This is a genomic window from Microcystis sp. M144S2, assembly GCF_020246065.1.
GTDB lineage: Bacteria > Cyanobacteriota > Cyanobacteriia > Cyanobacteriales > Microcystaceae > Microcystis > Microcystis ichthyoblabe_A.
Genome location: NZ_JADBTR010000171.1, coordinates 1 through 14,811, shown reverse-complemented (window position 1 = coordinate 14,811; position 14,811 = coordinate 1). Strand labels below are relative to the sequence as shown.

Sequence of the window (14,811 nt, the reverse complement as noted above, 5' to 3'; positions counted from 1 at the left end):
TTCTCTTGGAAAATCTGCGCTCTTGGTTACTTTGGGGATGGGATTTTAGTCAGTGAACAGTAATCAGTAAACAGTGAACTAAAAACTCACATCTGATAACAAGAACCGAATCTCAAACCTAATTTGTTAAGCTAAAAGCCTTGACTTACTGACCTTCTTTTTAGGTAAGGGAATTGCCAGATTCTTTCTTGGAGTCCCTTGCCTATTGCCATAGGAAGCTGATAACTGAAATCTCCAACGCCCAACTAGAAAAATACAGACAATATTGCCAGGGCCTAACCATGAAATACCTTCTTTTTTTAGCAATTAAATCACAAGGGAAAAAAGCGAGGGGTTTTACCTTAATAGAATTGCTAGTAGTGGTGATTATATTAGGAGTTCTCGCCGCCGTCGGTTTACCGAATCTATTAGGGCAAGTCTCCAAAAGTAGGCAAGCAGAAGCACTGGCGATACTGGGACAAATCAATCGCGCCCAACAGGCTTATCGCTACGAAAATGGTACTTTTGCCAGTGTAGAGACAAATGAATTACCCATTAATAGCATTGACACCGCTAAATTTTATACTTTTATAGATCTCGGGATTACTTCTGACCCTTCTGGTAGCCTCAGTCCCGATGCTTTTGGTGCTAACTATCGAGCGGAGGCACGGCCTCTATTTGATAACGATATTAAAAATTATGCAGGAGGAGTCCGACAGAGGGAAAACGGGAGCCTCGCTGTCACAATCTGTGAGGCTCTAACTCCTTTATCGGATGAGGGAGGATCTAACGTTACTCTTACCGGTAGTGGCGGCTGTGTCAACGGCTGGCGTTTCGGTGATCCCCCGATTGGGACCCCAGTTACGGGTCCATCATAAGAATATTAGAAATTATGCAGGAGGAGTCCGACAGAGGGCAGACGGGTGCTTATTTTTGCGTTATCTGTGAGACTAGAACTCCTTGACAAAATGATGTTTCTGTCAACACTGAGGGCCGCTGTAGCGGGGGCAGTACAGTTAATAATCTTTTGTCAAGTTTACTTCTTGGGTGATCAAGGCAGTTAAAATTACCCCATGCCAATAAGTTTTTCAAATATGGACAAACTCTCTCAATGGGATTTACTTCTCAACAACAGGGAGGTTGATCAAAGTGGTCAGTTTCCCGCTTAATATTCATTTACGAACAGTCTCTAAGTAAATAGTTATAATTAAATTGAAGATAGATTTTGCCTCTGAATCCCCCCTTAGTCCCCCCTTAATAAGGGGGGTGCCGATCCCCCCTGAGTCCCCCCTTAATAAGGGGGGTGTCGATCCCCCCTGAGTCCCCCCTTAATAAGGGGGGTGCCGATCCCCCCTTAGTCCCCCCTTAATAAGGGGGGTGTCTGACAACTTTTAACACCTACCTACTTAAAATAACCGAAAAACCTTTTATTTTTGTTAATGTTATTGACTTTTGTTTAAAGCTGTGCTAGGCGCTAAAAAATCTCTCAATCTATCCCTACTTAAAACTCTTGGTTTAGTCGCCGTCATCGGTGGACTAATCATGGCTATTGTCGAAATGCAACAGGAAAAGGTGAAAACCTTGACCAAAGAAAAGTTATTAGAAAGAAATTATATTCAAGAATCTCGCCTAGAAAATGCTAGGGTTGAGTTATTAAAAAATATGCCAGCTTTTGGCTTTGACAATATGTTAGCCAATTGGTCAATGTTGCAGTTTATACAATACTATGGCGATGGGGATGCTCGCCGCGAAACTGGTTACAGTTTAAGTCCCGATTTTATGGAGATTGTCACTAAAAATGACCCGAAATTTGTCCGTGCCTATTTGATGATGTCCGTCGCTTCTTCCCTGAATGCCGGCAAACCCGAAAGAACAATTGAGATTATGAATAAGGGTTTATCAAAACTCACTCCTGATGTCACCGATGCCTATTTTATTTGGTTATATAAAGGAGTCGATGAACTATTATTTTTAGGCGATATTCCTGCGGCCAAAAAATCCTATCAAATGGCTGGCGATTGGGCAAAAATTGCTGGTAATGAATTTATCGAGAAATCCGCCAGGGGAACAGTGAAATTTTTAGAAACTAATCCCGATAGTCGCGCTCCCAGAGTTGGTGCCTGGATGTTAGTCTGGATAAATAGCCAAGACGAAGAAACCCGCAGGTTAGCTAAGGAAAATATCGAAAAATTGGGCGGTAAATTGGTGATTAATAATAATCAAGTGATGGCAATTCCCCCGAAGGATTAGGGGTTAGCCTATTTTTCATCCTGCCAAAACTTATGTTTTAATAAACTATCAACATCCTCAGCAAAGGGACAAACATCGGGAAAATTAGCATCATATTCAATTCGCATATTCTCCACCGCTTCCTGATAACAATCATCATAAATATCGGTTAAAAAACTGCATAAACTAGGAGAATCTTTCAGGATATCTTTTAACTTAGATTGACAGCGTTTAATTGTTACTTCCCAACCTCGATAACAGTCGGACAAAGAAAGATAACGCCGTTTTAAAGCTTGTTCAAATAATGTAATTAAACGGTTTTTAAGTTCTCTTTTGTCTCGTCTTCCCAAAGATTCCATCTCCTCGATCAAATTCTCTAAATCAACCTGAGATAAATTCCCAGATTTTAATTGTTTGACCGTCTTCTCTATCCACAAAGCAAAATCTTGATCGTAAAGATTTTTTACCTTGGCTAAAGTCATAATTTTGACCTTCTCTGTTGACTAATTACCTTCATTTTACCGAAACTTCGCCAACAATTTAAGTCTGAATTGGCGCTTACTTAAAACTTGCATTAAAAGTCGCTCGGTTTGGGTGCATCTCACATTTTCGGAAATACCGATAATCAGCAATTATCAGTCACTCTTAAACTGCTACAAATGTATGAACAGCCGCGTGTAAGCATCCCACCGAAAAGCTAATGCGCTCCGGGGTTTGGGGACGGCACTTCGACACATTTCGACAAGCTCAATGTAAAGGCTCAGTGACCGCGCTTGCGTCCCCAACGGGGGGTTTGGGGGGTAGAATCCCCCAAAAGACTGGATTGATGACACAAACCTAAAAAGCACAGTTTTTAAACTGCACCGATCGAGGGATAATATAACCTTGATATTGACAATGGCGACCTATGAAAATTTTAATTATGGGTGGAACCCGATTTATCGGTGTTTCTTTGACTAAAGTGTTAGTAGAACAGGGTCATGAGGTAGTATTATTCAATCGTGGCAATAAACCCGCTCCGGTTGCCGGAGTACGACAGGTCCACGGCGATCGCACAGATCCAGCGCAACTGAAAGAAAAGCTTAAAAATGAGAGTTTTGAGGCAATTTTCGATAATAATGGCAGAGAATTAAGTGATACTCAGCCCCTCGTCGAGATTTTTAGGGACAGAATCGGGCATTTTGTCTATGTTAGCTCGGCGGGGGTTTATTTAAAATCCGACCAAATGCCCCATAAAGAAGGGGATAAACTAGATCCCAAAAGTCGCCACAAGGGAAAACACGAGACAGAAAACTATTTAAGCGAGATGGGTTTACCCTGGACTTCCATCCGTCCGGTTTATATCTACGGACCGGGCAACTATAATGACCTAGAAGCTTGGTTTTTTGACCGTTTGGTTCGTAATCGTCCTATTCCTATACCCGGTCATGGAGAACATTTTACCCAATTCGGTCACGTTGTCGATCTAGCCAAGGCCATGGCCGCAGTATTGGGTAATTCTCAGGCTATCGGTCAAGTGTATAATATTTCCGGCGATTGCTATGTAACTTTTAACGGTTTAGCGAAAGCTTGCGCGGCAGCCATGGGGAAAAATGCCGAGGAAATCGAGATTGTTAACTATAACCCCAAAAAATTTGACTTCGGCAAAAAGAAACCTTTCCCCCTGCGGGTTCAACATTTTTACGCTGATATTAATAAAGCCACCCGGGAGTTAAACTGGCAGCCCGAATATGATCTCGTCAGTGGTTTAACAGACTCCTTCCAGAATGATTATCTCGCTTCTGGTCGCGATCGGCAAGAAATAGACTTGGCGATCGATGACCAGATCTTGGCCAACCAATAAGGGACTTGCGTGGGAATAATATCCCAGCCAGAAAATCGCTCTGTAGAAGAATCAGACCAGCCAGATGGCATATTATCAAAGCGCAAGTCCCTTAGCTGCGGAGGCTCTCGAAGGCTCTCCCCCTACTTAGAGTGATCAGCAAACCTGAGCGATCGGAGGGCGCAAGCATTGCGCCCCTACAGTAACGGATTTTGTCCACAATGTAGGGGCGAACTGCGTTCGCCCAAAAGGTAGATTATCAAAGCGCAAGTCCCTAAACAGTTATTGGACATTCCACCAACCGAAAGCTGGCCCGACAAAGCGAATAACCACCCAAACCCCGGCTAAAACTCCTATACCAATCCAGGCACCCCTAGTGGTTAACTTGTAAGCTTGGGATGCTTGACTTTTGGTAATTGGTAGCCAAGGCAGGATATTTTCTTCCTGTCCATATTTATCACCCAGGGCCGATTGACGACGTTTTGATTCACCCATACTAATGTCAGTTATTAAGAGGTTTTTCTCTGATTGTATATCGAAAGACAACCGCCTACACCCAATCCTACTGCGTGAAGGGGGGCGATCGAAACTAACGGCTGATGACCGACTATTATAGAATTAAAGGTTGCGACTGAAACGAGAATAATTATGGCAACCATTAACAGTAATTACTTAAAACTAAAAGCGGGTTATCTTTTCCCGGAAATTGCCCGACGAGTCCAAGCTTTTGCGGCAGCCAATCCTGATGCTAATATTATCCGTCTGGGGATTGGGGATGTCACCGAACCTTTGCCCCTAGCTTGTCGCGAGGCCATGATCAAAGCAGTGGAGGAAATGGGCGATCGCTCTAGCTTTAAGGGTTACGGGCCCGAACAGGGTTATGCTTGGTTACGGGAGAAAATCGCCGTCCATGATTTTCAGGCTCGCGGTTGTGATATAAGTGCCGATGAAATCTTTATTTCCGACGGTTCTAAGTGCGATACGGGCAATATTCTCGATATTTTTGGAGATAATAACTCGATCGCTGTTACTGACCCAGTATATCCCGTTTACGTTGATACTAACGTTATGGCTGGACACACGGGAGAGGTCAACGACCGCGGCGAATACGAGGGCTTGATTTATCTGCCAATTACCGCCGAAAATAACTTTACTGCCCAGATTCCGGCGGAAAAAGTCGATTTAATCTATCTCTGTTTTCCCAACAATCCCACCGGGGCCACGGCTACCAAAGAACACTTGACAGCTTGGGTCAATTATGCTAGGGCCAACGGATCGATTATCTTTTTTGATGCGGCCTATGAGGCCTTTATCACCGATGCCAGTTTACCCCATTCCATCTACGAAATCGAGGGGGCGCGGCAATGTGCGATCGAATTTCGCTCTTTTTCTAAAAATGCTGGTTTTACCGGGACGCGTTGCGCTTTAACCGTGGTTCCCCAAAGTCTCACGGCCAAGGCGGCCGACGGGACGGATGTGCAACTCTGGAAACTGTGGAATCGTCGGCAATCGACCAAATTTAACGGCGTTTCCTACATTGTCCAACGGGGGGCCGAGGCGGTTTATTCCCCGGAAGGACAAGCACAAGTACAAGAACTTGTCAAGTTTTATTTACAAAATGCAACAATTATCCGAGAAAAATTAACCGCTGCCGGTTTAGAAGTCCATGGTGGCGTAAATGCGCCCTACGTTTGGGTAAAAACGCCCCAGGGTCTATCGAGTTGGGATTTCTTCGATAAACTGCTACATACCTGTAATGTGGTGGGAACCCCCGGATCTGGCTTTGGGGCCGCCGGAGAGGGTTATTTCCGGCTATCGGCTTTTAATAGTCGTGCCAACGTCGAGGCCGCTATGGAAAGAATTATCGATAAATTTCAAGGCTAATCCTCAAGAGAGGGATGTTTGCGAAAGCATCCCCCAACAACCCCATCGGGAATTGATAAACTGTTGACATACTCACCGACAACGGCTCACCGATGCGACCCTTTTGGTTAGAATCCTTACAGGTAGAAAGATTAACGATCGCAATTGCTGGCCTACCAGCACATCTGCAAGGGATCAAGTTGGTGCAGTGGTCAGATCTGCACTGCGATGAACAGCATTTGCCTGAAGCTGTCCTGCAAGAAGCGATCGCCATTACTAATCAGGAAAAACCCGATCTCATCTTCCTGACGGGGGATTTTATTACCTATAGTCCCAGGCCAATTTTTGCCCTAGTCGAGAGCATAAAAGCTCTCAAAAGTCAAGGGGGTATTTATGCTTGTTTAGGAAATCATGACAGTTATCTTCCCAACGCAAGGGAAACGGTCAGATCGGCCTTAACTAGCGTGGGGATTCGGGTACTCTGGAATGAAATCGCCACACCCTACGGCGAAAATTTTCCCATCGTCGGATTGGCCGATTATTGGTCTGGGGAATTTTTACCGCAAATCCTCGAGCAAATTTCCCCCGATATACCCAGACTCGTCCTTTCCCACAATCCCGATACAGCTATGATTTTAAAGGATTGGCGCGTGGATTTGCAGTTATCCGGCCATACCCACGGAGGCCAAGTGACTATCCCCGGTATCGGTTCCCTACCGATAATTTTAGAGGAACTTAGGCGCTCGCTGCCCGATCCATATCGTCAATGGGTTCCCTTTCACCGGCAATTTAGCAGAGTAGTCCGATACTGGCAATGGTCCGAGGGATTTCATCGAGTCGGGGAAAATCAATTATATGTGAATCGCGGCTTAGGAACCTATTTTCCCGGTCGTCTTTTTTGTCCCCCCGAAGTGACGGTAATTACTTTGATCAACGGCAGTCAGTCTTGAATCAGTTATCAGTTATCAGTTATCAGTTATCAGATTTGAGTTTTAAGTTTTAAGTGTGGAGCATTAAATCAGCTGTTGACTATCTAAATTACTCGTTAAGACTATCGGTTAATTTTTTTTTCCAAAAAGCTTGACAAAACCCCACGACTTGACAGATAATTTCTTATATAATGGGAATCCGTGCCAGCCTGCGACCCCCCTCTTTTCAAGTCAAATAAAGCCCAAAAAAATTAACCCCAAAAAGTAGTCGGTGAACTGAAAACTCACATCTGATAACTGATAAGCTGCTGACTATCTAAATTACTCGTTAAGACTGCACCAGAGTTGGGAGCAGGGAGAGGGAGCTTGAGCATTTGTACTAAATTTTCCAATATGCAGTTTAAATTCAGTACAGCTTAGAATTTTCCTACTGTCTTTTCACTGATTACTGATTACTGATTACTGATTACTGAAAAAAACACTTATGACAGAAAATAGAGATAACTTCAACGAAACTTATAATGCACTAATTGAGCGCATTGTCAATCTAACTTTAGAAGGAAAAATTAGAGCTAAATCACAGGTTTATAACCTTTTAGCCGAGGGAGTAAAAAATGGCACAGGAGAAATTTTTGAGCGTTGTTTAACCGAAAAAATTATCGTTACTCGCTCACAGTTAGAAACAAAAATTAAAGCGACTAGGGTTTTGCGGGCCCTGGAAACGATCGAAAGTGAATGGGAAAAATACCAAAAAACCAATCAGCAAAATTCTCTCACTGCAGCGGCGATCGATAATCTGATTAAAATCGATCGAGAGGATCGTTTACTAACTTTAGTGAATTTAATCGATCCCAATCAAAATAATGCTTTAACCCTAGAACAATTACAACAGTTAGCCAAGCATTTACAGGCAGTTTCTCAGCAGCGGGGAGAAGCGGATTTATGGCAAATTGCCACGGGGATTAATCTGGGGTTAAATACTTGGTCAAATTTATCGAATGATCTCACCAGTTGGCTCTACGAACAAAATCGCAATCTTGGTTTTACTAATGATAATGAGCGAGTGACACCCTGGCAAATTTGGGCAAGTAAAGTTAATCCCTCTTGGTTAAAACGAGTCTTAGAAAGTTTAGCTAATCAACAAGCTTTTGATCCTCTCACTCAAGATTTAACTTTAACCGATTGGGTAGAAACTGCTATTGTTTTTCAATATATCCAAAGGGGACTAATTAACTTTTTTGATCAGCGTATCTATAGCGAAAAACTGGGAGCTAAATTATCCATTTCTACCTTTCTCACCTTTGCTTTAATTTGGTCACTGTTAACCAATAGTTTCGAGCAAGTTAGTAAAAATTCTCTCTATAGTCGGGGCTGTTTTCAGATGGCTTTACAAATTCTGAGAACCTTTGCTCAACGGGATTATTTTCCTTTATACGGGGGAATTTTTGCCTCCTTTTCTGGCAGTTATCTCAAGGAGGCCTTAGATTATTTATCAATTCCTCTGCGTTATGTGGAAGGCACGGGAGAAAAGGCGAGAATTTTAACTTTAATTGCCTATTCTAATCGCATTCGCGGCGACTATCCACAGGCCAGAGAAGGTCATCAACAAGCTTTAGAAATTGCTCGTCAACAACAGGATTATGCTTGTGAAATAGCTAATTTAAACCATTTATCCCGTCTCAATGCTATCCAAAAAAACTATGCAGAAGCGATTAATTTAAGTCAGAGAGCTTTAATTTTAAGTCGTCAACAGGGTAATAGTTTAGGACAGGCTAACGCTTTAGCTAATTTGGGTTATAGTCAGGTACAGGAAGCACAACAGTTAGAGAGATATGATCCAGAAATTTATCAAAGTTCGATCGAGTATTTAAAACAGGGATTAAAGTTAGCGGAAAGTCTCCAAGATTGGCAGAGTAAATCCCTTTGTTGTAGCAGTTTAGGTTTAGCATATCTTGTCCTTGAAAGAACCCAAGAAGCGATTAATATTCTCCTGCAAGGATTAGAATCGGCCAAATACTACGGAGACATATATCTGCAAGGTTTATTACTAACTTATTTAGGCGAAGCTTACTATCAAGACAAGAATTTTGAACAGGCAATTTATATGGGTTCTCTAGGAATGTATTGGCTACACGAAATCGGTGCAGTGGAATGGCGACAAGCTGCTAGTCTATTAACGGTTATTCGCGGCAAAAATATCGCAGCTTTTGAACAGACTTTCAGTCTGGAACGTTCCTCCCTGATTAAATCTATTGGACTGGAAGGCTACCAATATATCTCAGAAATTCTCAGCAAATATCAACAGGGTAATTAGGGTTTGCTGAATAAATCTAAAAACCTTATTGGGTAAGACTTTTAGACTTTTTTTACCTCAAAAAGTGCCAACCATTGGAGTGATCGGGGGTAAAATTCTGGGACTTTTTCCCTGAAAATTAGGTAATTGACCAGATGAAAATCGCTAAAACCCCACACCCCACACCCGTTCGGACCTCGGCGTGAGCTCGGTCGAACGCTGAGCTCACGGCCGAAGCCCACACCCCACACCCTGTCCCCACGAAAAACTTTTTCAGCAGACCCTAATTAGTGAATACACAGCATAAGTTATTAATTAATCTCTCGGTACTTTTTCCCCAACCCACAGGAATCAGTACCTACATTCTTAACCTCTTACCCTACCTGAAAAATTTAGAACCAACCCTACTAACAGCTAATAGTTATCCCGACTTTAACTGTTATTCTATCCCCAAGGGTCTCGCCCCCGATCGAGGAGCGAAAGGTCATTTAAAACGCTTACTCTGGACTCAATGGCAGTTACCGTCAATTTACCGACAATTAAACGCCAATTTACTCTTTTCTCCCCTCCCAGAAGCACCGATAAATTCTCACTGTCGCTTTGTCGTCATGGTCCACGATTTAATTCCCCTGCGGTTTCCCAGTCTTACTTCCCCCTTAACCCACTATTTCCGTTATTATGTGCCGCAGGTATTACAACAGGCAAAACATATCATCTGTAACTCTCAGGCAACGGCCAAAGATATCACTGAATATTATCAAATTCCCGCCGATAAAATTACTTCTATTCCCCTAGCCTACGATCATCATCACTTTCGCCCTATGGAAGATAATAAGCCAGAACATCCCTATTTTCTCTATCTCGGTCGTCCCAATCCCTATAAAAATTTACCGCGTTTAATCGCCGCTTTTGCCCAACTGCCCCCAGATTTAAGCGATTATCATCTTTGGATTGCTGGCAGCTTCGATCGCCGTTATACCCCGAATTTACAACAACAAGCGCGAGAATTGGCAGTCAGCGATCGGATTAAATTTCTCGATTATATCCCCTACGATCACCTACCCAAAGTTATCAGTCAAGCCACTGCTTTAGTCTTCCCTAGTCTCTGGGAAGGCTTTGGATTGCCCGTTTTAGAGGCTATGGCCTGCGGTACACCCGTCATTACCTCAAATTTGTCATCTTTGCCCGAAGTCACGGCAACAGCGGCAATTTTAATCGATCCCTATCGAGTCGAGGCCCTAGCCGATGCCCTAAAAATTATCGCTCAAGATCGACAATTACACTCAAAATTAAGTCATCTAGGCAAAAAACGGGCTGATGAGTTTAGTTGGCAAAAAACCGGTCTAGCTACGGCAGCAATCTTAAATCAATATCTAGGATGTGCTTAGGGACTTGCGTGGGAATAATATCCCAATCGATCGGAGGGCGCAAGCTTTGCGCCCCTACAGTAACGGATTTTGTCCACAATGTAGGGGCGAACTGCGTTCGCCCAAAAGGTACATTATCAAAGCGCAGGTCCATTAACTGACAGGGTTTCCCGTCCAGATGAAGTACAACCTGATCGGTCATCGTCGGAAAAAGAAAAATAATTTGACAGATCGGCAGCATTTACTGTAGGATTGATGATCGTGACCTCAATTGGAGAGATGGCCGAGCGGTTGAAGGCGCAGCACTGGAAATGCTGTTTAGGGGTAACTTTAACGAGGGTTCGAATCCCTCTCTCTCCGTACCCAAAGCACCTCATGAGTAGGTAGGCGTTAAAAATTATCAGATATCCCCGTTATCAAGGGTAGGGTTGATTCATGAATCAACCCTACCTTATCAAGGGGGGATTAAAGGCAAAATCCATTTTTAATTTAATTATAACCAGCTACTTAGGTAGTCTTGCAAAAGTAATTTCCCGGTTGAGACAGGAGATTACTTTTAGTGATTATCTTCTCCCCGGCTCCCCACTTCATAATTGATAATTGATAATTCATAATTCCCAGTCTCCTATACTTTTTAAACAGGATTTAGTCTAATTCCTCGTCGGTAAACCATCTTTACACTTAGCTAACCACTCCAATAAACTATCTAACTGCTGTGGTGGTTTTACCGTTCCTAAACCCCTAACCGTCACCTGTTTGGGACTATAAACAAAGCGTGATTGTATATGTTGGGGTAGGTGTTCTTGTAATAATTTCCACGCTGGTTCCTCCATGGGAGTTTCTAGGATAATATGCTGTTTTCCATCGGGTTTAATGCGGGAAAAACCGAGGGATTTAGCCAGATGTTTTAACTCGATTACCTTAAATAATTGTGCCACCGGTGCAGGAATTGCTCCGTATCTATCGACTAAATCGGCGGCAATTTGTCCTAAATTTTTCTGAGAATTAGCAGTAGCGATCAACCGATAGACATCCATTTTCTGCTCCAGATCGGATATATAATCGTTAGGAATAAATGCCGTTAATTTCAGATCGATTTGGGTATCCTCCACTTGGGGAATTTCTTGACCTTGAATTTCCCGCAAAGCTTCCTGTAACATTTCCATATATAGATCAAAACCGATCGCTTCCATTTGTCCCGATTGTTCCGCACCTAATAAGTTACCCGCACCGCGAATTTCCAGATCCCTAGTCGCTAATTGATACCCCGATCCTAACTGGGTAAATTCTTGAATTGCCTTTAATCTTTCCCGAGCGGTTTCTGTTAGTTCTGCCTTGGCTGGATAAAGTAACCAAGCGTGCGCTTGTACTCCTGATCGCCCCACCCGTCCCCGCAGTTGATAGAGTTGCGCTAAACCGAATTTTTGGGCATCTTCAATGATAATCGTGTTAACTCTGGGAATATCTAACCCCGACTCCACAATAGTCGTACAGACTAAGATATCCGCTTCCCCATTATTAAATGCTAACATGGTGGTTTCTAATTCGGACTCATCCATACGACCATGGCCGATGGCAATTCTAGCACCAGGAATCATCCCTTGAATTGCTGCCGCTTTTTCTTCAATTCCCTCGATTCTGGGTACTACATAAAAAACCTGTCCCCCCCGATCCAATTCGTTGCGAATTGCCGTTCTAATCACATCAAAATTATAACTAGAAAGGTGGGTTTGAATGGGACGACGAGAGGGGGGAGGTGTGGTAATTAAACTCATTTCTCGCACCCCGGAAAGGGACATATAAAGAGTCCGGGGAATCGGTGTTGCCGTCAAGGTTAACACATCAATATTACTTTTAAAAGCCTTAATTTTTTCCTTTTGATTGACCCCAAAACGCTGTTCTTCATCGATAACCAATAATCCTAAATCTTTAAACTCCACCGCTTTACTCAATAACAACTGCGTCCCCACCACTATATCCAATTCCCCCGTTTTCAAGCGCTGGACGATATCTTTTTTCTCGGAATTGGTGCGAAAACGATTTAATAAACCCACGTTGATGGGATAGGGGGCAAAACGTTCTTTTAGGGTGTGATAATGTTGTTGGGTTAAAATCGTTGTTGGTGCTAATAAAGCCACCTGTTTATGACCCGTGGTGACAGCTTTAAAAATAGCACGAATGGCCACTTCTGTCTTACCAAAACCCACATCCCCACAGACTAAGCGATCCATCGGGCGATCGCTTTCTAAATCCCGTTTCACATCCTGTATCGCTTTCAGTTGATCAGCAGTGGGTTGGTAGGGAAAGGAATCCTCTAACTCCCGCTGCCAGGGATTATCCATCGGATAGGCAAAACCCGATTTTTGGGACCGTTGGGCGTAAATATTGATTAAATCAACCGCTAACTTCTTAACCGACTTCCTGACGCGAGCTTTCGTCGCTTCCCACGCTTTGCCAGAGATTTTATGTAATTCAGGCTCTTGATTACCTGTATGACGATAACGGGAGAGATTATCAACAGAATCGGCAGGAACCCGCAATAATCCATCGGCATACTTAATAACTAGATAATCTCGACCTTGCACTATTCCGCTAATTGTGCTTTCCTGCTTTTCTAGTTTGATAAACTGCCCGATGCCATGGTGTTTATGTACTACAAAATCGAGGGGACGGAGTTTATTCACATCCACCTGTACCGAGGCTGCTTGTCGACGTTTGCGGACGTAACCAGCAGTATTTAAAAGATGTTGCCCGAAGAACTCTCGATCAGTAACGACGACTATGCGATAGGTGGGGAGGATAAAACCTTCTAATTCAGCTAATCCTGAGTATTTTAGGGCTGTAGCGGTGTTTTGAATGATTAACCGCTCGATCGCCCCAAAATCAAGGGGATTGGGGATAAATTGGGCCGGGCAGTCGTGTTCCTGTAATAACGAGACTGTGCGGGAGGGTTGGGCAGATATTAACCATGTAGCGTACTTATTTACTTTAATACCGCTATAAATCTCTCTTTTTCCCCGTAAAATTTCCGCTAGTTTGGCGAATTGTCCCGGATTGGTGGGAATCGGACGACTGGAGAGATTAAGACTATTTTCGGAGAGGTGATCGTCTATTTCTGAGAGGTAGAGATGGGGAAATTTGACCGATATTTGCAGAGATTCGCCAAAAGAACGGTGAATTTTCGGTAAAGCTGGTTCTATCTCTTGCCAGCGTTCCCCAATATATTCTATCCAGCGATCGCTTCTAGCTTGACAGCTTTCCAGTTCATCAAAGGCAATAAGGGTATTTTCAGGGAGATAATCCAATAAAGAGGCAGTTTGAGGGAATGCCAAGCCTAAAAATCGCTCAATTCCCTCTGGATAAATGCCATTAGCCAATTTTTCTCGATCTTCAGCCTCCAAATAATCGGCCACTGTCGGGGGGAGAGAAGGGACAATCATCGCCGCGAAGTTAGTGGGAGTAAGAAGCAGATTGGGGATAGAATCGAGCGATCTTTGGGTGGCAGGGTCAAATTCTCGCAATTTTTCCAATTCATCGCCGAAAAATTCTAACCTGACTGGTAATTCTGCCGAAACTGGGAAAATATCAACGATATCGCCGCGACGACTCCATTGCCCTTCGGTTTCTACCAGTGAAACCCGTTCATATCCTAATCTAGCTAGGGTTAGATCGAGGTTTTTGCCTTCTATAACCCTTCCTACCGCAAAATTATCGCTATATTTCTCGAAAACCTCTCTAGGGGGTAAATGGGGCTGCAGGGCTTTTTCGGTGGTAACGATCGCCATTCCAGCATCTTGATGACTGATTAGAGCTTGTCCTGAGCTACGTCGAAGGGCCGATAATACCTGCATCTGTCCCCAAATCATCTCGGATTCCCGATTAAATGTCTCGTAGGGGCAAGCTTCCGAGGTGGGATAAAAGAAAACACCTTTCCACGTCATCGCTTCTAATTGTGCCGCCCAACGTGCCGCTTCCTCCAGATTGGCACAGATAATTAAAAGATTTTTTCCTTGACAACGGGCGAAAGCTGTGCCTATTAATCCTTTCGGTAAGCGGGCAAGGCCGGTTAGGGTTAAATTGCCGTTTTTCCCCAGTTTTTGGATAAGTTCGGCAGTTAGAGGCGATTTTTCAATGTTGCGAATAACGGAGGCAAAAGTCATTTTTTAGTGATCGGCGCTCGGTTTTTAGTTAGGTTTTGCGGCAAAAAGTTTTTCGTGGGGGTAGGGTGTGGGGTGTGGGCTTCGGCCGTGAGCTCAGCGTTCGACCGAGCTCACGCCGAGGTCCGAACGGGTGTGGGGTGTAGGGTGTGGGGTGTAGGGTGTAGGGTTT

Annotated in this window: 11 protein-coding genes, 1 tRNA gene and 1 pseudogene; 8 read left to right on the top strand and 5 right to left on the bottom strand. The window is 43.6% G+C overall.

All coding sequences use genetic code 11. The features are described 5' to 3' along the window. The first annotated feature begins 281 nt into the window (after positions 1 to 281). Entirely contained in the window at positions 282 to 857 is a 576-nt protein-coding gene (locus IM462_RS19545) for a type IV pilin protein (RefSeq protein WP_287701432.1), read from the top strand. 154 nt (positions 858 to 1,011) lie between these two features. On the opposite strand, the pseudogene IM462_RS19540 reads toward IM462_RS19545, so the two are convergent. Then, positions 1,012 to 1,128, bottom strand: a pseudogene (locus tag IM462_RS19540) (IS630-like element ISMae27 family transposase); the annotation flags it as partial. 315 nt (positions 1,129 to 1,443) lie between these two features. On the opposite strand from IM462_RS19540, the gene IM462_RS19535 reads away from it, so the two are divergent. Continuing rightward, positions 1,444 to 2,229, top strand: a complete 786-nt coding sequence (locus IM462_RS19535; RefSeq protein WP_287701434.1) for a hypothetical protein — start codon at positions 1,444 to 1,446, stop codon at positions 2,227 to 2,229. An 8-nt stretch (positions 2,230 to 2,237) separates the two neighbouring features. On the opposite strand, the gene IM462_RS19530 is transcribed toward IM462_RS19535, so the two are convergent. Next, entirely contained in the window at positions 2,238 to 2,690 is a 453-nt protein-coding gene (locus IM462_RS19530) for a DUF29 domain-containing protein (RefSeq protein WP_287701436.1), read from the bottom strand. A 425-nt stretch (positions 2,691 to 3,115) separates the two neighbouring features. Between IM462_RS19530 and IM462_RS19525 the strand changes: the two genes are divergently transcribed. After that, entirely contained in the window at positions 3,116 to 4,051 is a 936-nt protein-coding gene (locus IM462_RS19525; RefSeq protein WP_287701438.1) for an NAD-dependent epimerase/dehydratase family protein, read from the top strand. A 261-nt stretch (positions 4,052 to 4,312) separates the two neighbouring features. On the opposite strand, the gene IM462_RS19520 is transcribed toward IM462_RS19525, so the two are convergent. Beyond that, positions 4,313 to 4,525, bottom strand: a complete 213-nt coding sequence (locus IM462_RS19520; protein ID WP_002759416.1) for a DUF2839 domain-containing protein — start codon at positions 4,523 to 4,525, stop codon at positions 4,313 to 4,315. 153 nt (positions 4,526 to 4,678) lie between these two features. Here IM462_RS19520 and IM462_RS19515 point away from each other — a divergent pair, with 153 nt between their 5' ends. From IM462_RS19515 to IM462_RS19505, 3 genes are all read left to right on the top strand, one after another. Then, positions 4,679 to 5,914 (top strand): LL-diaminopimelate aminotransferase, encoded by a 1,236-nt coding sequence (locus tag IM462_RS19515; protein WP_287701440.1) that lies wholly within the window; start codon positions 4,679 to 4,681, stop codon positions 5,912 to 5,914. A 92-nt stretch (positions 5,915 to 6,006) separates the two neighbouring features. Then, on the top strand, positions 6,007 to 6,843 hold the full coding sequence (locus tag IM462_RS19510) for a metallophosphoesterase (protein WP_287701442.1): 837 nt from the start codon (positions 6,007 to 6,009) through the stop codon (positions 6,841 to 6,843). A 463-nt stretch (positions 6,844 to 7,306) separates the two neighbouring features. Beyond that, positions 7,307 to 9,136, top strand: a complete 1,830-nt coding sequence (locus IM462_RS19505) for a tetratricopeptide repeat protein (RefSeq protein ID WP_287701444.1) — start codon at positions 7,307 to 7,309, stop codon at positions 9,134 to 9,136. Between the two features lie 41 nt (positions 9,137 to 9,177). On the opposite strand, the gene IM462_RS21305 is transcribed toward IM462_RS19505, so the two are convergent. Beyond that, positions 9,178 to 9,357 (bottom strand): hypothetical protein, encoded by a 180-nt coding sequence (locus IM462_RS21305; protein WP_419548235.1) that lies wholly within the window; start codon positions 9,355 to 9,357, stop codon positions 9,178 to 9,180. 48 nt (positions 9,358 to 9,405) lie between these two features. Here IM462_RS21305 and IM462_RS19500 point away from each other — a divergent pair, with 48 nt between their 5' ends. Together IM462_RS19500 and IM462_RS19495 are read left to right on the top strand one after the other, a co-directional pair. Then, entirely contained in the window at positions 9,406 to 10,503 is a 1,098-nt protein-coding gene (locus tag IM462_RS19500) for a glycosyltransferase family 4 protein (RefSeq protein WP_287701445.1), read from the top strand. Positions 10,504 to 10,755: 252 nt separating this feature from the next. Further along, a tRNA-Ser gene (locus IM462_RS19495) sits at positions 10,756 to 10,842 on the top strand. 290 nt (positions 10,843 to 11,132) lie between these two features. Here the strand turns inward: IM462_RS19495 and mfd are convergent. Beyond that, complete coding sequence (mfd, locus tag IM462_RS19490; RefSeq protein ID WP_287701447.1) at positions 11,133 to 14,642, bottom strand: transcription-repair coupling factor; 3,510 nt, start codon at positions 14,640 to 14,642, stop codon at positions 11,133 to 11,135. Positions 14,643 to 14,811 lie beyond the last annotated feature (169 nt).

Bases quoted from the DNA above. Each gene is read 5' to 3' on its own strand.
- IM462_RS19505 (WP_287701444.1), top strand. From the start codon at position 7,307: ATGACAGAAAATAGAGATAACTTCAACGAAACTTATAATGCACTAATT.
- IM462_RS19545 (WP_287701432.1), top strand. From the start codon at position 282: ATGAAATACCTTCTTTTTTTAGCAATTAAATCACAAGGGAAAAAAGCG.
- IM462_RS19515 (WP_287701440.1), top strand. From the start codon at position 4,679: ATGGCAACCATTAACAGTAATTACTTAAAACTAAAAGCGGGTTATCTT.
- mfd (WP_287701447.1), bottom strand. From the start codon at position 14,642: ATGACTTTTGCCTCCGTTATTCGCAACATTGAAAAATCGCCTCTAACT.
- IM462_RS19520 (WP_002759416.1), bottom strand. From the start codon at position 4,525: ATGGGTGAATCAAAACGTCGTCAATCGGCCCTGGGTGATAAATATGGA.
- IM462_RS19530 (WP_287701436.1), bottom strand. From the start codon at position 2,690: ATGACTTTAGCCAAGGTAAAAAATCTTTACGATCAAGATTTTGCTTTG.
- IM462_RS19525 (WP_287701438.1), top strand. From the start codon at position 3,116: ATGAAAATTTTAATTATGGGTGGAACCCGATTTATCGGTGTTTCTTTG.
- IM462_RS19510 (WP_287701442.1), top strand. From the start codon at position 6,007: ATGCGACCCTTTTGGTTAGAATCCTTACAGGTAGAAAGATTAACGATC.